The 24,541-nt window shown below is 66.3% G+C and carries 28 protein-coding genes; 16 read left to right on the top strand and 12 right to left on the bottom strand.

The features are described 5' to 3' along the window. Positions 1-80 precede the first annotated feature (80 nt). Complete coding sequence (locus U5A58_RS14635; RefSeq protein WP_415774226.1) at positions 81-1,469, top strand: chloride channel protein; 1,389 nt, start codon at positions 81-83, stop codon at positions 1,467-1,469. Positions 1,470-1,473: 4 nt separating this feature from the next. Here the strand turns inward: U5A58_RS14635 and U5A58_RS14630 are convergent, their stop codons facing one another. From U5A58_RS14630 to U5A58_RS14615, 4 genes are all read right to left on the bottom strand, one after another. Continuing rightward, on the bottom strand, positions 1,474-2,622 hold the full coding sequence (locus U5A58_RS14630) for an enoyl-CoA hydratase/isomerase family protein (protein WP_321961928.1): 1,149 nt from the start codon (positions 2,620-2,622) through the stop codon (positions 1,474-1,476). Positions 2,623-2,625: 3 nt separating this feature from the next. Further along, positions 2,626-3,411: an enoyl-CoA hydratase gene (locus U5A58_RS14625; protein ID WP_321961927.1), complete on the bottom strand. Its 786-nt coding sequence runs from the start codon at positions 3,409-3,411 to the stop codon at positions 2,626-2,628. A 19-nt stretch (positions 3,412-3,430) separates the two neighbouring features. Next, positions 3,431-5,143 (bottom strand): AMP-binding protein, encoded by a 1,713-nt coding sequence (locus U5A58_RS14620; protein WP_321961926.1) that lies wholly within the window; start codon positions 5,141-5,143, stop codon positions 3,431-3,433. Positions 5,144-5,207: 64 nt separating this feature from the next. Then, positions 5,208-6,341 (bottom strand): acyl-CoA dehydrogenase family protein, encoded by a 1,134-nt coding sequence (locus U5A58_RS14615; RefSeq protein ID WP_321961925.1) that lies wholly within the window; start codon positions 6,339-6,341, stop codon positions 5,208-5,210. 192 nt (positions 6,342-6,533) lie between these two features. On the opposite strand from U5A58_RS14615, the gene U5A58_RS14610 reads away from it, so the two are divergent. From U5A58_RS14610 to U5A58_RS14595, 4 genes are all read left to right on the top strand, one after another. Then, positions 6,534-7,565 (top strand): AraC family transcriptional regulator, encoded by a 1,032-nt coding sequence (locus U5A58_RS14610; protein WP_321961924.1) that lies wholly within the window; start codon positions 6,534-6,536, stop codon positions 7,563-7,565. Between the two features lie 73 nt (positions 7,566-7,638). Then, positions 7,639-7,908, top strand: coding sequence for a DUF4148 domain-containing protein (locus tag U5A58_RS14605; RefSeq protein ID WP_321961923.1), 270 nt, complete (start codon positions 7,639-7,641; stop codon positions 7,906-7,908). Positions 7,909-8,237: 329 nt separating this feature from the next. Next, positions 8,238-9,539 carry an NCS2 family permease gene (locus U5A58_RS14600; protein ID WP_321911368.1) on the top strand — a complete coding sequence of 434 codons (1,302 nt, stop codon included), beginning with the start codon at positions 8,238-8,240 and terminating at the stop codon, positions 9,537-9,539. Positions 9,540-9,724: 185 nt separating this feature from the next. Further along, the gene (locus U5A58_RS14595) at positions 9,725-10,258 is read left to right on the top strand and encodes a cytochrome b (RefSeq protein WP_321961922.1); all 534 of its coding nucleotides are present in this window, start codon (positions 9,725-9,727) and stop codon (positions 10,256-10,258) included. A gap of 120 nt (positions 10,259-10,378) precedes the next feature. Here U5A58_RS14595 and U5A58_RS14590 read toward each other — a convergent pair whose 3' ends face one another. Together U5A58_RS14590 and U5A58_RS14585 are read right to left on the bottom strand one after the other, a co-directional pair. Continuing rightward, positions 10,379-10,669, bottom strand: coding sequence for a DUF1488 domain-containing protein (locus tag U5A58_RS14590; RefSeq protein WP_321911371.1), 291 nt, complete (start codon positions 10,667-10,669; stop codon positions 10,379-10,381). Between the two features lie 355 nt (positions 10,670-11,024). Further along, complete coding sequence (locus U5A58_RS14585) at positions 11,025-11,246, bottom strand: DUF2964 family protein (RefSeq protein WP_158759257.1); 222 nt, start codon at positions 11,244-11,246, stop codon at positions 11,025-11,027. A 300-nt stretch (positions 11,247-11,546) separates the two neighbouring features. On the opposite strand from U5A58_RS14585, the gene U5A58_RS14580 reads away from it, so the two are divergent. The 3 genes from U5A58_RS14580 to U5A58_RS14570 all read left to right on the top strand — a co-directional run bounded on the left by U5A58_RS14580 (position 11,547) and on the right by U5A58_RS14570 (position 15,056). After that, positions 11,547-13,514: a sigma-54-dependent Fis family transcriptional regulator gene (locus tag U5A58_RS14580; protein WP_321961921.1), complete on the top strand. Its 1,968-nt coding sequence runs from the start codon at positions 11,547-11,549 to the stop codon at positions 13,512-13,514. Positions 13,515-13,602: 88 nt separating this feature from the next. After that, the gene (locus U5A58_RS14575; RefSeq protein ID WP_321911374.1) at positions 13,603-14,733 is read left to right on the top strand and encodes a VIT1/CCC1 transporter family protein; all 1,131 of its coding nucleotides are present in this window, start codon (positions 13,603-13,605) and stop codon (positions 14,731-14,733) included. Next, entirely contained in the window at positions 14,730-15,056 is a 327-nt protein-coding gene (locus tag U5A58_RS14570) for a 2Fe-2S iron-sulfur cluster-binding protein (RefSeq protein WP_321911375.1), read from the top strand. The genes U5A58_RS14575 and U5A58_RS14570 overlap by 4 nt, the downstream gene beginning before the upstream one ends. 84 nt (positions 15,057-15,140) lie before the next feature. On the opposite strand, the gene U5A58_RS14565 is transcribed toward U5A58_RS14570, so the two are convergent. Beyond that, a complete protein-coding gene (locus tag U5A58_RS14565; RefSeq protein WP_321911377.1) occupies positions 15,141-15,428 on the bottom strand; it encodes a DUF4148 domain-containing protein in 288 nt (95 codons plus the stop codon). A gap of 388 nt (positions 15,429-15,816) precedes the next feature. Here U5A58_RS14565 and U5A58_RS14560 point away from each other — a divergent pair, with 388 nt between their 5' ends. Further along, positions 15,817-16,080, top strand: a complete 264-nt coding sequence (locus U5A58_RS14560; protein ID WP_321911379.1) for a DUF4148 domain-containing protein — start codon at positions 15,817-15,819, stop codon at positions 16,078-16,080. A 159-nt stretch (positions 16,081-16,239) separates the two neighbouring features. Here U5A58_RS14560 and U5A58_RS14555 read toward each other — a convergent pair whose 3' ends face one another. The 4 genes from U5A58_RS14555 to U5A58_RS14540 all read right to left on the bottom strand — a co-directional run bounded on the left by U5A58_RS14555 (position 16,240) and on the right by U5A58_RS14540 (position 17,974). Further along, positions 16,240-16,629, bottom strand: a complete 390-nt coding sequence (locus U5A58_RS14555; RefSeq protein ID WP_321911381.1) for a hypothetical protein — start codon at positions 16,627-16,629, stop codon at positions 16,240-16,242. 126 nt (positions 16,630-16,755) lie between these two features. Then, positions 16,756-16,950 (bottom strand): YqaE/Pmp3 family membrane protein, encoded by a 195-nt coding sequence (locus U5A58_RS14550; RefSeq protein WP_028209664.1) that lies wholly within the window; start codon positions 16,948-16,950, stop codon positions 16,756-16,758. Positions 16,951-16,995: 45 nt separating this feature from the next. Beyond that, positions 16,996-17,190 (bottom strand): DUF1653 domain-containing protein, encoded by a 195-nt coding sequence (locus U5A58_RS14545; protein ID WP_321911383.1) that lies wholly within the window; start codon positions 17,188-17,190, stop codon positions 16,996-16,998. A 115-nt stretch (positions 17,191-17,305) separates the two neighbouring features. Continuing rightward, a complete protein-coding gene (locus tag U5A58_RS14540; RefSeq protein WP_321961920.1) occupies positions 17,306-17,974 on the bottom strand; it encodes a TetR/AcrR family transcriptional regulator in 669 nt (222 codons plus the stop codon). Positions 17,975-18,046: 72 nt separating this feature from the next. Here U5A58_RS14540 and U5A58_RS14535 point away from each other — a divergent pair, with 72 nt between their 5' ends. Continuing rightward, complete coding sequence (locus U5A58_RS14535; protein ID WP_321961919.1) at positions 18,047-18,670, top strand: glutathione binding-like protein; 624 nt, start codon at positions 18,047-18,049, stop codon at positions 18,668-18,670. Between the two features lie 104 nt (positions 18,671-18,774). Continuing rightward, on the top strand, positions 18,775-18,987 hold the full coding sequence (locus U5A58_RS14530; RefSeq protein WP_321911388.1) for a hypothetical protein: 213 nt from the start codon (positions 18,775-18,777) through the stop codon (positions 18,985-18,987). 16 nt (positions 18,988-19,003) lie between these two features. On the opposite strand, the gene U5A58_RS14525 is transcribed toward U5A58_RS14530, so the two are convergent. Continuing rightward, on the bottom strand, positions 19,004-19,729 hold the full coding sequence (locus U5A58_RS14525) for a GntR family transcriptional regulator (RefSeq protein ID WP_321911389.1): 726 nt from the start codon (positions 19,727-19,729) through the stop codon (positions 19,004-19,006). Positions 19,730-19,934: 205 nt separating this feature from the next. Between U5A58_RS14525 and U5A58_RS14520 the strand changes: the two genes are divergently transcribed. The 5 genes from U5A58_RS14520 (at position 19,935) to U5A58_RS14500 (ending at position 24,505) form a co-directional block, all read left to right on the top strand. Continuing rightward, positions 19,935-21,233: a cyanate transporter gene (locus U5A58_RS14520; protein ID WP_321961918.1), complete on the top strand. Its 1,299-nt coding sequence runs from the start codon at positions 19,935-19,937 to the stop codon at positions 21,231-21,233. Between the two features lie 258 nt (positions 21,234-21,491). Beyond that, positions 21,492-21,824 (top strand): hypothetical protein, encoded by a 333-nt coding sequence (locus U5A58_RS14515; protein ID WP_321961917.1) that lies wholly within the window; start codon positions 21,492-21,494, stop codon positions 21,822-21,824. Between the two features lie 415 nt (positions 21,825-22,239). Further along, on the top strand, positions 22,240-22,926 hold the full coding sequence (locus tag U5A58_RS14510; protein ID WP_321961916.1) for an NAD(P)H-dependent oxidoreductase: 687 nt from the start codon (positions 22,240-22,242) through the stop codon (positions 22,924-22,926). A 378-nt stretch (positions 22,927-23,304) separates the two neighbouring features. Further along, positions 23,305-23,520: a transcriptional regulator gene (locus tag U5A58_RS14505; protein ID WP_321911394.1), complete on the top strand. Its 216-nt coding sequence runs from the start codon at positions 23,305-23,307 to the stop codon at positions 23,518-23,520. A 64-nt stretch (positions 23,521-23,584) separates the two neighbouring features. Beyond that, on the top strand, positions 23,585-24,505 hold the full coding sequence (locus U5A58_RS14500; RefSeq protein WP_321961915.1) for a ferritin-like domain-containing protein: 921 nt from the start codon (positions 23,585-23,587) through the stop codon (positions 24,503-24,505). Positions 24,506-24,541 lie beyond the last annotated feature (36 nt).

The following is a 24,541-nucleotide window of genomic DNA, read 5'->3' as shown; positions in this document are numbered from 1 at the left end:
GCTGGACGCGCCGCCCCTACCCGCTCGCTACAATGGGCGCCAGCCCGTCGCCCCGCGACTTTCACGCTCGCCTTTCCGCCGTGTCATCCCTCGATCCCCTTCCCTCGCCGCGCCCTCGCGCCAACGCCGATCGTCCGCCGCCGCGCAGCCCGCTTGCCACGCTTGTCATCGTGACCGTGCTTACCGGCATCGGCGCGGGCCTGGGCGGCATGCTGCTCGCGCTGCTGCTGCACGCGATCCAGCACGTGGCCTACGGTTATGGCGCGGGCCACATCGTCGGAGCGGAGAGCTTTCTGCAGGGCGTGACCGATACCGCGCCCTGGCGGCGCGTGGCAGTGCTCGTGGCCTGTGGGTTGATCGGCGGCGGCGGATGGTGGGCGCTCTATCGCTACGCACGTCCGCTCGTCAGCATCAGCGCGGCGATCAAGCCGGGCGGCAAGCGCATGCCCATTTTCGCGACCACCGTGCATGCGCTGCTGCAGATCGTGACCGTCGCGATGGGTTCGCCGCTCGGGCGCGAAGTCGCGCCGCGCGAGATCGGCGCCGCGTTCGCAAGCTGGCTCGCGAAACGTACGGGCCTCACCGCTGCGGAGCGCCGTGTGATGATCGCGTGCGGTGCGGGCGCGGGGCTCGCGGCGGTGTACAACGTGCCGCTGGGCGGCGCGATTTTCGTGCTCGAAGTGCTGCTTGGCACGTTCGGCTGGTCGGTGGTGGTGCCGGCCATCACCACCTCTTCCATTGCCGCCGTGATCGCATGGATCGGTCTTGGCGACGAGCAGCAATACCACGTGCCTCCCTACGGCATCAATGCGCAGCTCGTAGTGTGGTCGGTGCTCTGCGGGCCGTTGTTCGGGGCAGCCGCGCACGGTTTCTCGCGCGTGACGAACCGCGCGCGCGACGCGTCGCCGAAGGACTGGCGGCTGCCGCTCTACACGCTGGTGAATTTTGCGGGCATCGGCCTGCTGGCCATCTGGTTTCCGCAGTTGCTCGGCAACGGCAAGGGCCCGGCAGGCCTCAGCTTCGACGACAACCTCGGCATTGGTCTGGCCGCCACGCTGCTCGTGCTGCGTGTGTTCATCACGACGACCACGTTGCGCGCGGGCGCCAAGGGCGGCCTGCTCACGCCGGGACTCGCGAACGGCGCGCTGCTCGCCATCGTGATCGCCGGGCTAGTGAATCACGTGTGGCCCGGTCTATCGCCGGGCGCCTTTGCGATTGTCGGCGCAGGTGCTTTTCTCGCGTCCTCGATGCAAATGCCAATTACCGCGACCGTGCTGATCCTTGAGTTCACGCACGTGAATCACGATCTGGCGATTCCACTGCTGCTCGCCGTGGCAGGTTCCGTCGCCACGCTGCGGCTGCTGGCGCGCGCGCAACGTCCTTCGCACGGCGCGCCAGCGGCCAGCGCCGAGCGCGAACTGCGGCTCGCCGCGCTGCGCGAGCCATCGGCGCGCGAGTCCTCCGACTAACCCGCTATTTGCCGAGGTCGGCCAACGGATGCGTTTCGGCGCGCCACGGCGACGCCAGGAAATGCTGCACGCGTTCGGCGCGCACTTCCACGAGCGTGGCCGGCGCCCAGCGCGGCTTGCGGTCCTTGTCGACGAGATGCGCGCGCACGCCTTCGCAGAAGTCGCCTTCCTCGATCGCCCGGCCTACGATGCCAAGCTCCATGCGGAAGCACTCGGCGAGCGTCATCTGGCGGCCGCGCAGCAGCGCTTCGCGCGTGACTTCGAGCATCGTCGGCGAATAGTGCGTGAGCGCTTCTAGCGTGCTTTCGAGCCACGCGTGTTCCGCTTGCGAGTGGTCGTATTCGAGGTCGGCGCGCAGCGAGGCGACGATCTGCTCGACACGCAGGCGACGGTCGAAGTGCCGCACGACGAGCGACATGAACGTTGCGAGCGCACCCTCGTTCGCCTCGTGACGCGGCGCGACGAACACTTCGCGCAACGCAGCGTGTACGCCGCCTGACCATTGCGCGGCCTGAAGACGCGCCTCGTAGCCATCGAGCCATTCGCCCGGCACGCAGGCATCAGCGAGGCCGCAATGCACCGCGTCTACGCCGCCAAGCATCGCGCCGGTCAAGCCCACGTATAGCGCCATCTCCACCGGCATCTGCGCGAGGAAGTGCGTCGCGCCCACGTCGGGCAGCAAGCCGATGCGCGTTTCCGGCATGGCGATCTTCGTGCGCGAGGTCGCCACGCGCAACGACGCCGCCTGGCCAAGACCCATGCCGCCGCCCATCGTCACGCCGTCGAGCAGCGCGACGAGCGGCTTGGAAAACGTATGCAGTGCGTAATCGAGGCGATATTCGTCAATGAAGAATTGCTGCCAGCCGTTCGAGCCCTCACGCGCTTTCTCGCGCGCCAGCTGGTAAATCGCGCGCACGTCGCCGCCCGCGCAAAAACCTTTCGGGCCCGCGCCTTCGAGCACGAGCGCGACGATGCCTTCGTCGGTGCGCACGCGTTCCAGCAGCACAGCCAGTTCGCGCACCATGGCGTGCGAAAGCGCATTGAGCGCAGACGGACGATTGAGCGTGACGATCGCCACGCGATTGACCACGCGAAACAGCACATTCTTTTCGGCTGCCGTCGCCGCCTGATCGCAAGCGGGTGTTGCACTCATTACTTAGCTCTCCGTTTCAATATGCCAGTGAGGTTTGCGCTTTTCCAGAAACGCGTTGACGCCTTCACGCTGGTTAGGCGAATCGAACAGATCGACGAAGCGCTCGCGCTCCACAGCGAGCGCCGCGTCGCGCGGCACGCCATTGCGCGCCTGATGGATCAGCGACTTGCTGAAGGTGACCGCTTGCGGGCTCAAGCCCGCGACACGCGCGGCCATGGCGAGCGCGGCCTCGCGTGCGCCGCCCGTTGCGACGACTTCCTCGACGAGGCCGATGCGCAGCGCCGTTTGCGCGTTCACGCGCTCGCCCGTAAGGATGATGCGTTTGGCCCAGCCTTCGCCCACGAGCCAGGGCAAGGTCTGCGTGCCGCAGCCGGAGGGCAGCAGCCCCACGGCGGGCTCGGGCAGAGCGAGTTGCGCATGCTCCTCGGCAATGCGGATATCGCAGGCGAGTGCGCACTCCAGGCCGCCACCCATTGCATAGCCGTTGATCGCCGCGATAACCACGGGCCGCGCCTTCTGCAGCGCCTCGAATGCCGCGCCGAACGCACTCGCTGCGGTGCGCGCGACCTCGCGATCGCCATTGGCGAAGGCATTGAGGTCGGCGCCCGCGCTGAAAAACTTCGGCCCGCTGCCAGTGATGACGATGGCGCGGACCTGCGGTTCGCGGTCGAACGCCTCGATGACCTGCTGAAGCTGCCGCAAGCCGTCGATCGTGAAGGCATTCGCCGGTGGCCGCGAAAGCGTGAGCAGGGCCACCGCGCCTTCGTGCGCGTACTCGAATTCAATCATTTCGGACTCCGTGTGGATATCAGCGCAGCTCGGGGAAATCCTCTTCCCAGTACTCGTCGGGCTGGCGCGCGGGTTCGGCGCTGCGCTCCATTTCGCGGCGGCGCAGTTCCACGCGGCGAATCTTGCCCGAGATGGTCTTGGGCAAGTCGCTGAACTGCAGGCGGCGAATGCGCTTGTACGGCGCGAGCTTTTCACGCGAGAAGCGGAACACCTCCCGTGCGAGTTCGGGGCCCGCTTCGAAGCCCTGGCGCACGATGACGAACGCCTTCGGCACGGAAAGGCGCAGTTCGTCCGGACTCGGCACGACCGCCGCTTCGGCGATCGCTTCATGCTCGATCAGCACGCTCTCCAGTTCGAACGGGCTCAGGCGGTAATCGGACGACTTGAACACGTCGTCGGCGCGGCCCACGTAGACGTAGTAACCATCGTCACGACGCAGCGCCACGTCGGACGTGTGGTAGTAGTCGTTGCGCATGGCGTATTCGCTCGCCTTGGCGTTGTTCGCATAGCCCGTCATGAGGCCGAGCGGACGGTGCAGGAGCGGCAGAGCGATCTCGCCTTCGCTCGCGGGATGGTCGTCGGCATCGGCGAGTTCCACGCGGTAGCCCGGCAGCGGGCGGCCCATCGAGCCCGCCACCACGGGCTGGCCCGGCGAATTGCCGATCTGGCAGGTCGTTTCGGTCTGGCCGTAGCCGTCGCGGATCGTGATGCCCCACGCGTGACGCACGCGCTCGATGACCTCGGGGTTCAGCGGCTCGCCCGCCCCCACGATCTCACGCAGCTTCACCGCATACGTTGCGAGCGGCTCCTGCACGAGCATGCGCCACACCGTGGGCGGCGCGCACAGCGTGGTCACGCCGCATTGCACGAGCGCGGCGAGCGTGTCTTTCGGCACGAAGCGCGCGTAGTTGTAGACGAACACGCACGCCTGCGCATTCCACGGCGCGAAGAAGCAGCTCCACGCATGTTTGGCCCAGCCCGGCGAACTGATGTTCCAGTGGATGTCGCCCGGCATGAGGCCGATCCAGTACATCGTCGAAAGATGGCCTACGGGGTAGCTTTCGTGCGTGTGCTCGACGAGCTTGGGCTTCGAGGTCGTGCCCGAGGTGAAATAGAGCAGGAGCGGGTCGGTGGCGCGCGTCGGGCCGTCGGGTTCGAAGGCGGCGCTCGCTTCGTACGCGCACGAGAGATCGATCCAGCCTTCGCAGGCATTGGGCGCCGCGCCAACCGCGATGCGCTTCACGTTTTTGTCGAGCGCGTCGAATTTGCCGAGTTCGGCGGCGTCCACCACGACGTAGCCCGCGCCGCCCGTTTCCACGCGCTCGCGCACATCGTCGGGCGAGAGTTGCGTCGTCGCGGGCAGCACGATCGCGCCCAGCTTCATTGCCGCCAGCATCACGTCCCAGAGTTCGACGCGATTGGGCAGCATCAACAGCAGGCGGTCGCCGCGCACCACGCCCTGCTCGCGCAGGAAGTTCGCCATGCGCGACGAGCGCTCGGACATCTGCGCGAACGAATAGCGGGTGCCGCCGTTCGCGAGGTCGTCGACGATCCAGAGCGCCGGGTTGTCGTTGCCGCGCGCCATCACGTCGAAGTAGTCGAGCGCCCAGTTGAACGTGTCGAGCTTCGGCCACGCGAACTCGTCGTAAGCACGTGCGTAGTCGGTGCGGTGACGCAGCAGCAACTCGCGTGCGTCGATGAAGGCCTGCGCGGAAGGGGTGAACCCGGTCATCGTCGTCTCCTGTCACATCGGCGCATATGCGCGCTCATTTTTGCTTTGCCATCCTTACCACTTATCAAAGCTGCCGTGCAATCACCATCCGTTGCACTTCGCTCGTGCCTTCATAAATCTGTGTGATGCGTGCATCGCGATAGTGACGCTCCACCGGATAGTCGTTCAGAAAGCCATAGCCGCCATGAATCTGAATCGCGTGCGAACACACTTCCTCGGCCATTTCTGAAGCGTAAAGCTTCGCCTGCGAAGCCTCGGAAAGACACGGCTTGCCAAGCGAGCGCAGCCGTGCCGCGTGATGCACGAGATGGCGCGCGGCGTTGATGCGCGTATGCATGTCCGCGAGCATGTTCGCCACGCTCTGGTGCTTGATGATCGGTTCGCCGAACTGCACGCGTTCGTGCGCATAGGCACGCGCCGCATCGAAGGCCGCGCGTGCGATGCCGAGCGCCTGCGCGGCAATGCCAATGCGGCCGCCTTCGAGATTCGCCAATGCGATCTTCAATCCTTCGCCGCGCTGGCCGAGCAGGTTCGCTTCGGGAACCGCACAGTCCACGAGCGAAATCGGGCAGGTGTCCGAAGCACGGATGCCCATCTTCTTCTCGTGCGGCCCGACGTTGAAGCCCGGCGTATCGGTCGGCACGATGAACGCGGAAATGCCGCGCTTGCCCGCTTCGGGATCGGTCACGGCGAACACGATGGCGATATTCGCGCGCGAGCCGTTGGTCACGAACTGCTTGTTGCCGTTGAGCACCCACTGGCCGTCGCGCAGTTCGGCGCGCGTGCGCAGGTTGTTCGCCTCGGAGCCGGCCTGCGGCTCGGTCAGGCAGAACGCGCCGATCAGCTCGCCGCTTGCGAGCTTGCCGAGCCAGCGGTCCTTTTGCGCGTCGGTGCCGAACTGCAGGATCGGCCCGCAGCCCACCGAGTTGTGCACGCTGACGAGCGTCGCGCACGAAGCGCAGCCCGCCGCGATCTCTTCCATGGCGAGCGCGTAGGCCACGTAGTCGGTGTACGAGCCGCCCTGCTCCTGCGGCACGATCATGCCGAGAAAGCCCAGTTCACCCAGTTGCTTGACGACCTCGTCGGGCAGCCTGCTGTCGCGGTCCCATTGCGCCGCATTCGGCGCCAGCTGCTCGCTTGCGAAGTCGCGCGCGGCGTCGCGAATCATGCGCTGGTCGTCGGTGTAGAACTCGTCCATGTGTGTCTCCTTCCTGTGTCTCTTGCGCTTGCCTTCCACTGTGGCGCGATGCGGCCCCGGCTGCAAGGTTTGCGAAAAGTGTAGGCACGCGAGCGGCCGTATTCGATGCCCGCCACGCTCAAAGTCGTTGATCGGATTTACCATACTGGCTGCGACAACCCTTCAGCAGGCGGCTCCTTGCAACCCACGCGAATGCATACACTGAGCGAAAAAGGCACAATCTCGATGAGCCTCGTGAACGAGACGCTCGCGCTGGCGCGCGCGGGCGGACTCGAAATCGCGCCGCTCACGGAGGCAGCCGGCATCGCGCCGGCCGTGCTGCGCGCACCCGAGGCACGCGTGAGCGCGGCGCAATACGGCCAGCTGTGGTCGGGCATCGCGCGCGCGCTCGACGACGAATTCTTCGGCCAGGACTCGCACGCGATGAAAAGCGGCAGTTTCATCGCCATGACGCACTCGGCGCTGGGCGCCAGCACGGGCCGCCAGGCGCTGCAGCGCGCCGTGCACTTCATGCGCCTCGTACTCGACGACCTGGCGGGCGAGATCGACATCGACGCCACGCGCGTGCGCGTCACGCTCTCGCATCGCGCGGGCAAACCCGCGCCCACCCTCTTCGCGTATGCCACCTGGTTCATCCTCGTCTACGGACTCGTGTGCTGGCTCGTTGGGCGGCGCATTCCGCTGCTCGCGGCGCGCTTTCGCTGCCCGCAGCCGCACGCCGCGCACGAATACCAGCTCATGCTCTGCGACGATATGACGTTCGACCAGCCGGCCACCTGGTTTGAATTCGCACCCGGCTTTCTCGAGCTGCCCGTGATCCAGACCGCCAGCTCGGCGCGCGCGTTTCTGCGCAACGCGCCGGGCAACTTTGTCGTGAAGTACCGCAATCCGGGCTCGTTCGCGGCGCGCGTGCGGCGTGCGCTGCGCGCACTGCCTGTCGCCGCGTGGCCCGATGCCGATGCCATCGCGCAACGCCTGAACGTGGCGCCCGCCACGCTGCGCCGGCGCTTGAGCCAGGAGGGCCACAGCTGCCAGTCGATCAAGGACGAATTGCGCCGCGACCTTGCGATCGCGGCGCTTCAGGAGCCGGGCCGCTCGGTCGCCGACGTCGCGGCGGCGGTCGGTTTCGCCGAGCCGAGCGCGTTTCATCGGGCGTTCCGCAAATGGACCGGACAGCGCCCGACCGACTTCCGCACGGCACGCGCCCGCACCAGCAAGCGATAGCCTCGATCCACCTTTCGGTTATCGAGATAGCGCCTATAATTTCAGGGATATCCCTAATACGAAAGGCCTTGCCATGAACTCCCTTCCGCGTGTAGCGCTCGGCATCGTTGCCGCAGCGTGCTGCTTCGCGTCGGCTGCGGCGGTGGCCCAACCGTACGATCCCTCGCAACCGCTCACTCGCGCCCAGGTCCGTGCGGATCTGGTTGAATGGCGGCAGGCGGGCTACGACCCGCTCGATTGGATCGACTATCCGGAAAACGCTCAACGTGCGGGCGCGATCGTCGCGCAGCGACGCGCGGCGCGTGGCGGATATGGCGCTCCCGCCGGTCCAATGACGCAGTAATCGCTTGATGGCAGTACGGCCGCAGTGAACCGGCACCGGGACACGCAACGCCCGGCGCCCGCGAGCCGTTGCGCCAATTTCCTGCCGCCACGGGCGCATTCGCAGCCCGCGTCCCCGCTTGCTGACGCAACGCGCGCTGTTGTACGTGTTCCACGCTCACAACGGCTTTTCTGCGCTCGACAGACAATTGTTTACAATCGCGCCCGTAGCCACGCACCAAGGCAGGCGCGTGCATGGGCACGCCGACGACCTGCCGGCGCCCGCTACACGCAAGACACCACACCAACAAGCAGCGAACAACCCGCTCGACTCTCAAGGGCCCGATCTTCATGGACGCCATCAAACGCTATTTCGGTTTCGAAGAAGCAGGCACCAACCTGCGCACCGAACTGCTCGCCGGTTTCACCACTTTCCTCACGATGGCTTACATCATCTTCGTGAATCCGGCCATCCTCGGCGACGCCGGCATGCCGAAGGAAAGCGTATTCGTCGCCACCTGTCTCGTCGCGGCGCTCGCTTCGCTCGTCATGGGCCTCTACGCGAACTACCCCATCGCGCTCGCGCCCGGCATGGGCCTGAACGCGTATTTCGCCTATACGGTCGTGAAGGGCATGGGCTTCACCTGGCAAGCCGCGCTCGGCGCGGTGTTCATCTCCGGGTGCCTGTTCTTCATCGTCACGCTGCTGCGCGTGCGCGAAGCCATCGTCAATGGCATTCCGCATTCGATTCGCGTGTCGATCACCGCGGGTATCGGCCTCTTCCTCGCGATCATCTCGCTCAAGACCTCGGGCGTGGTGGTCGGCAGCCCGGCCACGCTCGTCGAGCTCGGCAACCTGCACGATCCGCACACGATCCTCGCGATCATCGGCTTCTTCGCGATCGTCACGCTCGACGTGCTGAAAGTGCGCGGCGCGATCCTGATCGGCATTGTGGGCGTCACGGTCCTGTCGTTCTTCTTCGGCGGCAACCAGTTCCACGGCATCTTCTCCCCGCCGCCTTCGATCGCACCGACGTTCGCGCAACTCGACATCAAGACCGCGCTTTCCACGGGCATCCTCAACGTCGTGCTCGTGTTCTTCCTCGTCGAACTGTTCGATGCGACCGGCACGCTGATGGGCGTGGCCAACCGCGCGGGCCTGCTCGTGCACGGCAAGATGCACCGCCTGAACCGCGCGCTGCTCGCCGATAGCACCGCGATTCTCGCGGGCTCGGTGCTCGGCACCTCGTCGACCACGGCGTATATCGAAAGCGCCTCGGGCGTGCAGGCGGGCGGCCGCACCGGCATGACCGCGCTGACGGTTGCCGTGCTGTTCCTCGCGTGCCTGTTCGTTGCGCCGCTCGCGGGCGTCGTGCCGGGCTACGCGACGGCGCCGGCGCTGCTGTACGTCTCGTGCCTGATGCTGCGCGAACTCGCCGATCTGCCCTGGGACGACGCGACCGAAGTCGTGCCCGCCGCCCTCACGGCGCTCGCCATGCCGTTCACCTACTCGATCGCCAATGGCGTCGCGTTCGGCTTCATCTCGTATGCGGGCCTGAAGCTCCTCACGGGCCGCGTGCGCGACGTGAAGCTGATCGTGTGGATCATCGCCGCCGTGTTCCTGTTCCGGTACTTCTATCTCGGCAACGCGTAAAACACAAAAGGGTGGCTGAGTGCCACCCTTTTTGCTTGTTCGGCCCGTTCGCCGGCAACTCGCCACTTTTTCGCCGCCGCCACCCCGCAGCATCAAACTTCCCGGCCGCGTAGCTGCCCCCGCACGGGGCGTCCTCCTTATCATAGGGAACCATCGCCAGATTCCCCGCATAAAGGAGCCGCCACGTGGCAACGTACCCCGCCGCAACCGAACGCTATACGAAGCCCGCCATCTTCTTTCACTGGGCCATCTTCGTACTCGTCGCGCTCGCCTATCTCGCGATCGAGGTGCGCGGCCCCAAGGGCACGGACAGCCGCGCGTTCTGGAGCAACGTGCACTTCTGGGCGGGCTCGCTCGTGCTCGCGCTCGCGGCGCTGCGCCTTGCGTGGCGTTTGTGGCGCGGCGCGCCCGCGGACATCGACTCGAACGCGTTGCTGTCGTTTCTCTCGCGCCTCGTGCATCTCGCGCTCTACCTGTTCATCTTCGTGCAGCCGCTCCTCGGCATTCTGATGATCAACACAGGCGGCCATCCGGTTACGCTCGCGGGACTCGATCTGCAGATCACACTCGTTGGCCCCGATCCGGCCGCACGCCAGTTCCTCAAGGACGCGCACGTGCTGATCGGCAATCTGTTCTACTGGGTGATCGGCCTGCACGCGCTGGCGGCCATCGCGCATCACGTCGTGTTCCGCGACAACACCCTGCGCCGCATGATCTAGCGGCGCGCCCTAAACGAAGCCGCGCCCCGAGGGGCGCGGCAATCAATTCAGTTGAACGGAAGGCGCCCGCTTCTTGCGGGCGCTTTTGCGTCGCGCTTTTGCGTCGCGCTTGTGCGTCGACTACGCGGTACCGTGCGCCTGCACGAAACGCACGTAGCCGCTGCGCAGCACAAGACACTGTGCACGTGTTTCGGAGAGCAATCGGCGCGCGCAAGCCTCGATGCGGTCGCGATGATGGTCGAACGCGCTGAGCATGTCTTCGGCACGCGGCGAGGCCGCTCCGAAGTGGTCTTCCAGCGCCGCCGCCGTGATCAGACACTCCACCCGCTCGCCATCGATCATCGCCGGAAACGCCAAAGTCAGGTCTGGGCCCGAGTATTCGGGCACCTCATTCGGAAACATGATCTGCATGGGAGTCGCCTTTGGTGGAGGGTGAAAAGGCCGCGTTCAACCTTCCCGGGCTGCCCCAACCTGGTGTCTGGGCACACCCCGATCCGGCATGCGCGGATCAACACCAACCCCCGCGAACCACGCGTTCGCGCAGGTTGATTGGATTCACTTTAGACGACTTCCCGCCGCCCGCAAGGTCGACGTTGTCACACGCCTGAAATAGCCAGCGTGGCCCTTGTTTGCACCTTGCTTTGCTCCCTGTTTTGCAGATGCAGCATTCGCAGCTGCCGTTGCGCGCACAAACATCCTCCTCCCGGCCCTGCGCCAACGCGCTGCGCCGGTTGCCGCATCGCACCATGCACGCCGCTCGGGCGCGTCAGGATTCGCGATGCCGGTGCTGATCGAGATGTTCGAGGTCTTTTGGGTGCAAGGTGAGCATCACCACGAACGCGACGATCCCAAGGGCCACGGTCAGCATTCCGGACAGCACGACGTTGTTCTCGTCGAAGATCAATCCATCGATCGCATACCCGAGGCCAAAGAGCGCAACGAACGTGGCAAGCACCGCCACCACGATCCTCAATTCGCCGTGCACCATGACGAACTCCGCTACGAAGCAGGCGGCGCGGTTGCCAACCGCAGTGGCCAGAAACGCCCGCCGCTGGGGACGCGACGCGAATGCGCCCTCACCTTCATCATGGCACTCACGCGAGGAAACTCAAGGCGCAGTTGCTTTGGCGCGCCGCCGCTTCAACCCGGCTTTAAACCCGCTTCAACCCGGATTGGCAGCCGCCGCAGATCCTGTACCATGAACTGCCCCAGAGGCGCCGCACGCGCAGCTGACGTGCATGTGTCATGCTGCGACGCAGCGTAGCGCCCAAAACGACTGGAGACACGAGTGACCCGACGCCCCGTCACGCCGCACGACGCGGCCCGCGCGGACGCCATCGCGCAGGCTCACGCGCGCTCGCGCGCACTCGGACTGCGCGCCACTGAAGCGCCCGAATTCGACGCACTGGCCGCCGCGGACCTGCGCGAGCTGATCGACACGAACCGCACGCTCTATCACCAGGCGCGTCCCGTGATGGATGCCTTGCACGCGCAGATCGTCGATACGCAGAGCATGGTGCTGCTCACCGACCGCAACGGCGTGATCCTCCACAGCTTTGCCGACAGCGACTTCGTCGAGAAAGCTCAGCGCGTGGCGCTGCGCCCGGGCGTGTCGTGGGCCGAGCAGCATCGCGGCACGAATGCGATCGGCACGGCACTCGTCGAAGGCCAGCCGACCACGGTGCATGCGGGCGAGCACTTTCTGCGCGCCAATCACATCCTCACCTGCTCGTGTGCGCCGATCGCAGATCCATACGGGCGCACGCTCGGCGCGCTCGACGTGAGCGGCGAGTCGCGCGGCTTTCACAAGCACACGCTCGCACTCGTGCGCATGTCGGCGCAGATGATCGAGAACCATCTGTTCAACACCGAATTCGCCGATGCCATCCGGCTCCAGTTTCATGCGCGCGCGGAGTTCATTGGTACGCTGTACGAAGGATTGGCCGCCTTCTCAGCCGACGGCACGCTGCTGTGCGCCAACCGCAGCGCCCTGTTCCAGTTCGGCGCGCCGCTCGCCGAACTGCAGCAGCGCGAGTTCGCGGCGCTCTTCGGCCAGCCATTTGCGGCGTTCATGCAGCAGGTCATGCGCGCAAGCGGCGACCCGCTCACACTCGCGCTGCCAAGCGGCGTGCGCGTGATCGCGCGCGCCACGCCCGGCGCCGCCATGTCGGGCGTCGCGACGCTTGCGCGAAGCGCCGTGCCTGAAGCGTCCCGCGCGCCATTTGCACCTGCGCCCGCCCAGGCGAAAGCGCCCAACGCCGACACGACACCGCAGCCCACGCTCGCCGAACTCGATACGGGCGACGAGCGGCTCGCCGCAGCGCTGCAGCGCGTGGCGCGCGTGCGCGGACGCGACATCGCCGTGCTCGTGCTCGGGCGCACCGGCACCGGCAAGGAATGGCTCGCGCGGGCGCTGCATCGCGATTCGCCGCGCCGCGACGGGCCGTTCGTCGCGCTCAACTGCGCGGCGCTGCCCGACACGCTGATCGAAGCGGAACTATTCGGCTACGAGGACGGCGCGTTCACGGGCGCGAAGCGCCGCGGCAGCGCCGGCAAGATCGCGCAGGCGCATGGCGGCACGCTCTTTCTCGACGAGATCGGCGACATGCCCCTCGCGCAACAGGTGCGGCTCATGCGCGTGTTGCAGGAACGCGCCGTCGTGCCGCTCGGCGGTACGCGTGCGGTGCCGGTGGATTTGCGCATCGTCTGCGCGACGCACCGCGATCTGCGCGCGATGATCGCCGAAGGGACATTCCGCGAGGATCTCTACTACCGCATCAACGGCCTCGTCGTCACGCTGCCGTCGCTCGCCGAGCGCACCGACCTCGACGCGCTCGTCGCCCGCATGCTCGAGATCGTGCGGCGCGAGGTGCCGGGCGCGCCCATGCGCCTCACGCCGGCTGTGCAGGCGTGCTTCGCGCGCTGCCGCTGGCCGGGCAATCTGCGTCAGCTCGCCAGCACGCTGCGCACGGCGGCAATCATGGCCGAAGGCGAAGACGCCATCGACATGGAGCATCTGCCTGAAGACCTCATGCACGATTGCGACCCCGCAAGCGAATGCGCGCAGCAGTCCGGCGATGCCACGGCCGAATGCGAGGCGAGCGACACAGACCGCGAACCCGCACGCCTGTCCGTCTGGCAGTCGCGGCTCATCGAAGAGACCCTCGCGCGCCATAGCGGCAATGTTTCGGCGGCGGCTCGCGAACTCGGGCTCGCGCGCAACACGGTCTATCGGCATTTGCGACAGCGCCGCTGAGTACACAGGTCAAACCGGCTCGAAGCGCGGCTTCTGGCCGCAGCGGCGCCAGGGTAAGCTTGGTGGATCGCATTACGCATCGCGCCCCATGGCCTCCGCTCAGGAAATCAACCGCTTCCGGCGCAATCTCGCCGACGAACTCGACAGCGCGGCCGTCTACGACACGCTATCCGCGGTAGAGAAGGACGAAGAGCGCCGCCGCATCTTCGCCGAACTCGCTGCCTCCGAGCGCGAGCACGCGAGCGTCTGGCGCGACAAGCTCGCGGCTAACGGCGTCACGCCCCGACCGCATCGGCGCAGCGCGAAAACTCGCCTGCTGCAAGCGCTCACGCGCACCTTTGGTCCTTCCCTCGTGCTGCCCACGGTCGCCGCCGCCGAATACGCCGACCGCGACCGCTACGCGCACGAACCCGGCGCCGAAACGCTTTCCGCGCAGGAACAGCAGCACGCCGCCATCGTGCAGGCGATCGTCGCAAAAAAGCGCGAACCGGAACACGGCCATGGCGAGACGATCGGCGCGGCCGAGTCGTGGCACAAGAGCGCGACGTCGGGCAACGACCTGCGTGCCGCGGTCCTCGGTGCGAACGACGGACTCGTCTCGAACTTCTGCCTGATCATGGGTGTGGCGGGCGCGGGCAGCGCCAATCGCACGATCTTGCTCACGGGGCTCGCGGGCCTCGTGGCCGGCGCCTGCTCCATGGCGCTCGGCGAATGGCTCTCGGTGACCAACGCGCGCGAGCTGGCGCGCACGCAACTCGCGAAGGAAGCCGACGAGCTCGAACATACGCCCGACGCCGAGCGCCACGAGCTTGCGCTCATCTATGAGGCGAAGGGTGTCGAACCCGAAGAAGCACGCCGCGTGGCCGCCCAGATCATGCGCAACAAGGACGAGGCGCTCAATACGCTCGCGCGCGAGGAACTGGGCATCGACCCGAAGGAACTGGGCGGCAATCCGTGGTCGGCCGCCGCTGTATCGTTTTGCCTCTTTTCGCTCGGCGCGGCGTTTCCGACGGCCCCGTTCCTGTGGGCGCACGGCGTCACGGCCATCGCGCAGTCGGTCGCGCTGAGCGCGTGCGGGCTTGCCCTTGTCGGCGTGTTCACGTCGCTCTTCAACGGGCGCAGCGCAACGTTCTCGGCGCTGCGGCAGATCGTGATCGGGCTCGCCGCGGCGGCGTTCACCGCAGGCGCGGGGCGGCTGCTGGGGGTATCGATTTCATGAACGACACGAGCCACGAAGGCTTGCAGGACGGGCCGCCACGCGTGCCCGTCGTTCGCGTGGAGCCGCTCGGGCGCAGCTTCGAAGCGCCACCCGAACTGAGTTTGCTCGAAGCGGCGGCGTTCGAAGGCATCCGCCTGCCGCGCATGTGCCGCAACGGCACCTGCCGCGCCTGCCTGTGCCGCGTGGTGAGCGGCGAAGTGAGCTTCACGATCGAGTGGCCCGGATTGAGCCGCGAAGAAAAAGCCGAGGGCTATGTGCTGACCTGCGTGGCCGTCGCGCGCACGGATCTCGTGCTCGACGTGCCGGAGGCAGAAGAGATGTAGCGGCAGTGAACGGGGAGCGCAGATGCGAAACGGCCCGCGAAGCAAACTCGCGGGCCGTTTTTTATCTGCTGACTGCCGACGGACTTACTGACCGCCGAAGTACACCGATTGCGGACCCGTGCGCGCCGCTTCCGACACATAGCGGGCACCCGCTGCCGACGACGTGCTCACGCCGCCGAACGAGCCATCGGTCTGTGCGACCGGCGCGGTTGCCTGGGCGGCCACTGCGCCCTGGTTGCGGCTCGTTTGCTGGAATTCGACGAGTTGCTCGCGCACTTGCTCGCGGGTCAGACCTTGATCGGCCTGAGCGAAAGCGGCCAGCGGAGCAGCGAGAGCTACGGTAAGCGCAACAGCCTTGAGAAGCGACTTCATGATCACAACCTCCGAAATTTTTTAACGTCGATGCGCAATGACGGTGCACATCGTGTCGTGCTCGGCCGGCTCGCTGCAATCGCCGCAACGGCTGGCTGTGAGTGGATTCTAGGCAAGCGGCCCCGCCGGATACAGACTGTTTCAGGCGAATTGGAATTACAGATTTCGCAATAATCGGTAAGGTTTTAGGGCCAGCTAGTCTGCGGCCTGCTCGGCCGATTGCGCGCGCATGGCGCAATACTTCTGAAGATTTCGAACCCGATTGTTGTCGCGAGGAGAACACTGAATTCGTCTTCTAAGTATTTACCCTGACCCTCAGCCCGCATACATTGTCGACATGGGCCGCGCCGATGCGATGGCTCCTCACAAAAGATATCGGAGGTCAGTCATGAAGTCGTTTCTTAAGGCAGCCGTGCTTGCCGCCATCGTCGCCGTGCCCGCTGCCGCATTCGCGCAGGCACAAACCGAGCAACAACCCGTGACCCGCGCCGAAGTTCGCGCCGATCTCGCGCAACTGCGCGCCGCCGGCTACGATCCGAGCGACTGGATGCACTACCCGGAAAACATTCAGGCTGCTGAAGCCAAGGTCGCGGCACAGCGCGCGACGGCGTACGGCCCTTCGACGAGCGGCACGTCGCAGTCGAGCCAGTAAGTTTCGCGGCAACCCCGGCAGTGACGCCGGGTTCCCGTGCAAAGCATCAGGCCCGCCCTCGTGAGAGTGGCGGGCCTGATGCGTTTTGAAAGCGGTTTCCTGCTCGGGGCGGATCATGGCGGCGCCCTGGAATCCGCCTGTGCGAGCGGCACGCCTGCATCACCGGCCGCCGCCCGGACCGCCGCCGCCGTGACCGCCACCGCCGCCGCCGTGGCCTCCGCCGCCATGGCCTCCGCCGGGGCCGCCTCCATGACCACCACCGGGCGGCGGGCCCCAGGGTGCACCGTGTCCGCCGCCGTGACCACCAGGACCACCCGGACCGCCACCGTGCCAGCCACCGCCGCCGCCGTGATAATCGCGACCGCCGCCTCCGCCCCAGACGCCGATATTGACGCTGCCATATGCCGGCGCATAGCCCGGCGCGTAGCCGCTGTAGTACCCGGTGGAGTACGGCTGGCCATAGCCGCCGTAGCCGTAGTCGTAGCCGGGGGCAACCGCACACCCGGCAAGGAGCGCGATGGCCCCTGCTGTGAGAACGAACTTGAACATTGCTGATCCTCCTTTCTATTTGTAAGAAAGAAAAACCAGCATTAAGTTCTTATTGAATTGTGAGCTTCGATTACGGTTGTAACCGGAACGCGCCGCTGCGCGGCGCATAGGCGCTGAGTGCGAAATTTAGCCGCGGCGGCCGAGTGCATCCTCTATTTTCCGGTCTGTCTTGTACTGGCTGAGCGAGTACACGGCCCAGATCGCAGCGGGAATCCAGCCGATCAACGTGATCTGCAGGATCAGGCAGACGATGCCCGCAATCGGACGCCCAATGGTGAAGAACAGGAGCCAGGGCAGGATCAGCGCAATCAGTAAACGCATTCGGCAAAACCTCTTAAGCGTGGAAAAAGACGAGTCTGGAAAGAATCAGTTGACGGGCGCAAAGCGCGGTACAAGCCCGCCTTCGTGCTCGACGAGTTCGAAGAACACCGTTGCGGGTCGCGTCCAGATCGTACCGTTCGCGGCGCGATACACGACCATCGTGACGGAAGGATCCGATTCGAGCGTCGCCTCGCATACCAGTTCGTAAATGCCACCCTTGTAGTGCCTGTAGCGCACCATCGTCTTCCCCTCTTCGAGTGCGCAAGCCGTCCCTGCGCGACCGTGCCAGTGTAACAAGGGAAAGCGGCGTACGGACCCGTGCCGCAGGCGCCGTGAAACGGCGCTCAGCGTGATATCACTTCGTGCGCCGCCGCGCCGCACGTGCATCGATCGCAGCGGGCGCTTCGCCGCAGATCAGCGCAACGCCCGCCACTGCCATGGCGCGCAGCGAGGCCCGCGAATCGCCGGCCCGCGCGCGCAGCGCCATGCTGTGCAATACCGCCGACGCGAGACGCGCAAGCATCGGCGCGCTGGCATTGGGCGGCAGTTCGCCTTGCGCGAGCGCTGCGCGCAGGCGCCGCTCGAAGGCCTTGTCGAATGTGCGCAAGCCCGCGGCAAGACGCTCGCGTACCGCTTCGTCGTTGACGGCTTCCACCGCCGCCGTGCCGATCAGCAGGCAGCCGCGCGCCGCGTCGTGCGCCGGCAAATACCAGCCGAGCGCGCCGTCGAATACGCGCATCAGCGCCTCGCGCAGCGGCAACGCGCTGTCGAGCGCGGACTCCATCGCCACGCGCCCCGCCTCCACGTAGCGCTCCATGGTTTGCAGATAGAGCGCGTGCTTGTCACCGAACGCGCCATACAGGCTAGGCCGGTTCATGCCGGTCGCCTCGCTCAGGTCGTCGAGCGATGTGCCTGTGTAGCCATTGCGCCAGAACGTATCGCGCACGCGGGCAAGCGCCTCCTCCGGATCGTAGGCGCGCGGGCGTCCACGCGGGCGGCTATCCTTTTTTGTACTGGATTGCATAGAAATATTGGATCGTCGATTTTTGTTCACTATAGTACAAAAATCAAAAAAAACCCGCAAAGGAGGATGACGATGGATCTGTATTTCGCCCCGCTGGCGTGCTCGCTCGCCACGCGCATCGCGCTCTACGAGGCAGGCGCACAAGCACGCTACATTCAGGTCGACACGCTCACGAAGCAGCTCGCCGAAGGCGGTGACTTCTTCGCCGTCAACCCACTCGGACAGGTGCCGGTGCTGCGTGAGGACGACGGCTGGACACTCACCGAAAACTCGGCGGTGCTGCCGTGGGTGGCCGACCGCTTTCCCGAGGCGCGGCTCGCCCCGCCAGCGGGCACACGCGAGCGCGCGCACCTGCATCACTGGCTGGGCTTTATCGGTACCGAGTTGCATAAGGCCGTGTTCGTGCCGCTGCTCGCCAAGGACGTGGACGAAGCCGTCAAGGACTATGCGCGCGGCAAGATCGCGCGCCGCTTCGACCTGCTCGCGCATCACCTCGAATCGCGCACGTTCCTGCTCGACGCCTTCAGCGTGGCGGACGCCTATCTCGTGACCGTGCTGAACTGGGCGCCGTACGTGGGCATCGATGTGTCGCAATGGCCGGCCATTGCGACCTATGCGCAACGCGTGCGCGAGCGGCCCGCCGTTGCGCGGGCTTTCGCGCAGGAGTACGAGATCTTCAAGCGCACGCGGCACTGAGGCGCGCTTGCCGGGCAGTTTTTGCCGCCCGGCAAGCGCTTTTTTTGGCGTGCATTTTTGTCGTGAGATAACGTTGCGGTTGCCACATTCGCCGGAGCCGCACAATGGCCACGCTCGAAGCGTTGCGCATCGTCCTCGACGACCCGCATACGCCCGAAATCATCCGCAATCACGTCATCGATTCATTGCAGTACGCGCTGCGCAATCACGGCCAGGTGTTCGCCGCGAAAGAGGTCGAATGGCTCGCCACGTGGGACGACGCGCGCATTCCGCTCGCGGCTTCGAAGGAACTGCGCCGGCGCGTAGGCGGAGGCTGACGCTTACCCTGAAGGCTCAACCGTTTGCGAGATCGGCGAATACCGCCTTGAGATCGCGCCCGGCGCGCACGCGCGCCTGCTGCACCACCCGCTCTTCCAGCTCGGCCAGATGCGCGCGCATCGTGGCGAGCGCCGCCGCCAGGTCTCCCGCTTCGAGCGCTTCGATGATCTGCGCGTGCTCGTCGGGCGCACACATCGACGCCTTCGACGGATCGAACAACGCCTTGTAGAGCTCCGTTTTCGCGACCAGTTGCGCCAGCGCATCCACGAGCGCGGCGCCGCCCGCCTGCTCGGTCAGCAGCAGATGAAACCGCCCCGCGAGGCGCACCGCGTCGTCCACGCGCGCCTCGCGCAACGCCTTTTTCTCACTGCGCACATGGGCCGCGAGCTTGCGCCGCATCGCGGCGTCGAGCTTGCCGCACAAACTCACCATCACGCCCGCTTCGGCCACCTGGCGCGCGCGGTACACGGCGCGGATGTCGTCCTCCGAAGGCGACGGAACGAATGCGCCGCGATTGGGTTCGAGCACGAGCTTGCCCTCGTAGCCAAGGCGCGCCAACACCTTGCGCAGCGCGCCGCGCGTGCAGCCGAACGCCGCCGCGAGTTCGCGCTCCACCAGTTGCTGGCCCGGCGCGAGCTTGCCCTCCAGCAGCGCGGAAGAAATCGACGCATAGACATGCGCTTCGACGTCGGACGGTTCGTCGGTGTCGCGGGGCGAAGCGAGGCGGGAGGATTGGGCCATGAAAAACGCGCGCTATGTAGGTCAGGCAGCTGGGTCAGGTCGCATTGTAGCGAGCGGGATGACGCGGCGATATAGACCCGCTCCCATACTCGATCCCCCATGCCGGAGATAGCTGGCATCGCCAGATTGTTGACAATTTTTTTGTATAATGGTCAACCATACGGTAGTAAAAAGGTTGACCGCATTGAACCCTCAAAACCGCTCCATGTGCCCCCAGACGCCGTCCGGCGAGTCGGCCAGCGTGCTTGCGTGGTATGCCGCAATCGTCGCCATCGGCCTGAATCTGCGGCCGCTGCTCACCTCGATCAGCCCGCTCATGACGACCATTCGCCACGACACCGGCCTGAGTTTCTACGGCGCTTCGCTACTCACGAGCCTGCCCGTCGTCGCGATGGGGCTCGGCGCGTTCGGCGCCAGCCTGCTCGCGCGCCGGCTCGGCGAGACGCGCGGCGTCGCACTCGGGCTCGTGGCGATTGCCGCGGCATGCGCGGCCCGCGCGTTCGCCGCCAGCGGCGGCGCGCTCATGCTCACCGCGGCGGCGGCCGGTGCGGGCGTTGCGGCCATCCAGGCGCTGCTGCCCGCCGTCATGAAGCAACGCTTCGCCGCGCGGGTGCCGCTCGCAATGGGCCTGTTCTCGGCGTCGATCATGGGGGGCGGCGGGCTCGGCGCGAGCCTGAGCCCGCTCGTCGCGCGCATCAGCGGTTCGTGGCATGCGGGGCTCGCCGTGTGGGCGCTGCCCGCGCTTGCCGCGCTCGCGATCTGGTGGACGCTGAACAGCGGGAGCGGCGGCGACCGCCGCGCACAGCAGGCCACCGCTGCGCCCTCGCCGGAGCATGTCAAAGCGGCAACGGTGCCGGTCTGGCGCAAGCGCCGGGCGTGGACGCTCGGACTGCATTTCGGGCTCGTCAACGGCGGCTATACGAGTCTCGTCGCGTGGCTGCCCGCCTACTATCAGCAGCACGGCGCGAGCGTGGAAGCGAGCGGTTCGCTGCTCGCCGCGATGACCGTGTTCCAGGCCGCCAGCGCGCTGCTCCTGCCGCTTGCCGCAGCAGCCTTCACGGACCGGCGACCGTGGCTCGTTCTGGGGCTGTGCGCCCAGCTGTTCGGCGTAATCGGTCTCGCCGCATGGCCCGAGGCCGCGCCGCTGTTGTGGGTCGCGGCGGCCGGCGCGGGGCTCGGCGGCGTGTTCTCGGTCACGCTCGTCACCGCGCTCGACCATTCAGCCGACCATCGCGTGGCCGCGCGACTCGTTGCCTTCGTTCAGGGTCTGGGCTTCGTGATCGCCGCGCTCGCCCCCATCGTGGCCGGGCGCGTGCGCGACCTCACGGGCGGCTTTACGGGCGCGTGGATCATGCTCGCTGTATCGATCAGCGCAATGATCGTGCTCACGCTCGCGTTCTCGCCGCGCAGCTACGGGCGCTGGCTCGGCGCTCACGGCCCGGCCGCGGCTGCGTCAACGGCGGACGGCGCAGTTGCCCAAAACCAGGCCGCACTCGACGCCTGAGCCGAGCGCACACCTCAGATTCAGCACCCGCGCAAGCCCGCATAGGCGCCCCGCCGGGCTGCGGCGCGCCCATGCAACAGATCGCCCGCGGCACGTCGTGAAACGTTTGCATAAGCGCCTGTATGAATGTACAGTGCGTGGCAGCCGGCCGTTCGTGCCGCCCGGTCGCCGTACCGGCGCCGTACCAGTTTGCGCCGCCCCATCGCACCTTGCTGCATGGCGCGGCCCCGGCCTGTACATCGAAACGGAGAACACGACGTGCGATTCTTCATCACGGGGACCTTGCTGGGCGTCCTCGCGTCCACCGCGCTCGCCGGGGAACACTACATCGAGATCTGGAATCCGCCGGAAGCGCGCACGCCCTCGGCGCATGCGGCCAATGGCGGCAAGAAGGCGCATCACGGCACGAAGCACAAGCTCGCCTCCGCCGACAAGCTCACCACGCGCAAGGTGGCCGAACCGGCTGTGCGCGAGCCCGCGCCCACGCTGCCGGCCACGCCGGGTGCGCCCGCGCGCACCGCGCCTGGCAACGGAACCCTGCCGGAAATTCCGCCGCAAATCGGCCCCGACGGCAACGTGCTCACAGTTTGATCTGGCACCCGGCCGTATTGAGCAGCACGCCGAGCAGCACATAGCACGACATACCGCGCGGCGCGAACCCGCCGCAATCCGGGCCTCGAACCCCTCGAAGCGCCACTCCTTCCCGACTCCAGAAAAAAAACAGCCCCGTCACCGGAGAAGTGCGGGGCCGAATCCCATGTCAAGGAGATGTCATGGAGGAGACGGGTTCATCTTAGCCATGGCCCGCCGCGCGTCCAACCAATGGTTTGGCATATGCATTTCGGGCCTCATGGCGCAGCGCAACGTAGCGCTGCCGGCATATGGTTAGAACAAAAAGTCGTTTCGCGCCGCGCGGCGCGCTCTCTAAGATGACCCTTTCCAGGTTTCGTGGCCGCGTTGCCCGATCACGCGCGAGCCAGACCTCATCGCATTTGAGGGAGTCCCCTTGAGCCTTTCCGATTCGCAACGCCGCCCGCTCGTCGTGGGCATTGGCGGCACCACCCGCGCAGCTTCGTCGACCGAGCGCGCGCTTGCTTTCGCGCTGCGCGGCGCTGAAGAAGCCGGCGCGCGCACGCAATTGTTCGGCGGCACGTTCCTCCACACGCTCCCGCACTATGCGCCCGAAGACCCCACTCGCACCGACGCCCAGCTCGAGCTGATCGAAGCCGTGCGCGCCGCCGACGCCGTCATCATCGCGACGCCGGGCTATCACGGCGGCGTGTCCGGGCTCGTGAAGAACGCGCTCGACACGCTCGAAGAACTGCGTGCCGACCATCGCCCGTACCTGGACGGCCGTGCCGTGGGCTGCATCGTCACGGCCTATGGCTGGCAGGCCGCGGGTTCCGTGCTGACCTCGCTGCGCTCGATTGTGCACGCGCTGCGCGGCTGGCCCACGCCGTTCGGCGCAGGCATCAACACGCTCGAGACGCGCTTCGAGAGTGCACAGCAGTGCTCCGACGCGAAGGTCGCTGAACAGCTCGCGACGGTCGGCCGTCAGGCGGCGCAGTTCGCGCTCGCGTTCGGCACTCAGGGCCAGCACGCGGCGCCTGTTGCGAGCGCCGTGAACGGCGTTGGGAGCACACAGGCCGCCAACGCTGCGCGCACCGAAAAGCGCCTGAGCCTCGCTGTCTGAAGCACTAACTGAAGCGCTAACTGACGCACTAACCGGGCTCTGCGGCCTGCCCACCCGCGCGCCGCTGCGCGCGCGGGACGGGAAACGTTCCCTAACCCACATTGCGCATGTCGCGTGGCGCGCATCGCGTGCGCCATCCCACAGACTGCGCATTTCGTCCGGTCCACATTGAAGCCGGATTCACCCCTCGCCTCATCCGGATCATTCTGCTGACCGTCCCAGGCCGCACTTGATTTGCTTGCGACGAATCATTGGTTCCATCGACACACTGCGGCCCGTACGCTGGTCCGTGTCGGCACAGTGAGTGGCTGCAAATACACGCGCCACCCAGCAAGAGAACCCGAGCAAATCAGCAGTCGATCAGCAGGAAGCGCGGCCATGAACACTCCACTACGCTACAAAGGCTACGTCGTCGCCCCCAGCGCGCAGCAACTCCCGAACGGCCTTTTCGCCGCCAATCTCACCATTGGCACGCAGCCGGGCGCGCAGTATTCGTTCGACGCACTCGATTACTTCTTCGAAGAAAGACACGCGCTCGCCTACGCCTGCCGCTGGGCGCGCATGTGGATCGACCAGCAGCGCCACTGCGCGTGAGCGCGCCTGCTTCCTTACGGTTGTGACAGAATAGGAGTCATACCCCGTTCAAATTTCGATGCCCATGTCCGAAACCCTGACGCATCCGGACGAAGGCGCAGCCTTCATCTCCGAGCAGGACGTCGCGCTGCGGCACTGGACTCACGCCACGCCAGGGCCCATCAAAATCGGATCGGACGAACACCGCAAGATGTTCTGCCGGATGCTGCTCGACACCCACGATCCGTACCGGCCCGCCGTGCTCGACTGGCCCAAGCTCGAACCCGACGCGCTCGGGAGGCTCACGTCGCTGCCGATCTGGGACATCGCGGTGCAAACCGAGGGCCGCGCCTCGATTCGCGTGAAGACTTACGCGCAAACCCTGAACGACCCGCTGCTGCGCGAAGCGATCGAAATGGACGCCGCCGAAGAGGCGCGCCACAAGGTCGTGCTCTCGCACCTCGTGCAGGCCTATGGCATCGAACTTGCGCCGGAACCCGCATACCCGCCGCCCAAAAAAGCGGAATGGGCGTGGATGTTCACCGGCTATAGCGAGTGCATCGACAGCTTCTTCGCGTTCGGCCTGTTTCGCTCGGCGCAGCGCTCGGGCTTTTTTCCGGCAGACCTCGTCGAAACCTTCGAGCCCGTGATCCAGGAAGAGGCGCGTCATATCCTCTTCTTCGTGAACTGGGTAGCGTGGTATCGCAAGACCATGCCCTGGTGGCGCCGGCCGTGGCACTCCGTGCGCGTAGCCGCTATCTGGTTCATGCTGGTGTGGGAGCGGCTCGCTATCGCTCGAGGTATCGACGCCAGCGGCAACGCGCGCGACTCGAACTTCCTGCCCGCGAACCGCGAGGTGCTGGGCGACTCGCTCGAACCGCGCGAAATGATCGAACTCTGCCTCGAGGAAAACGACGCGCGCATGAGCGGCTACGACGCGCGCCTGTTGCGGCCAACGCTCGTGCCCGCGCTCGCACGCTTCGCGCTACGCTTGCTGAAGAAGTAGCGCCACAACGTCTCACGCGCTGTGTGCATGGCCACA

It is taken from the genome of Paraburkholderia sp. J7 (assembly GCF_905220155.1).
Classification (GTDB): Bacteria; Pseudomonadota; Gammaproteobacteria; order Burkholderiales; family Burkholderiaceae; genus Paraburkholderia.
This window is presented reverse-complemented; position numbering and strand designations above follow the sequence as displayed.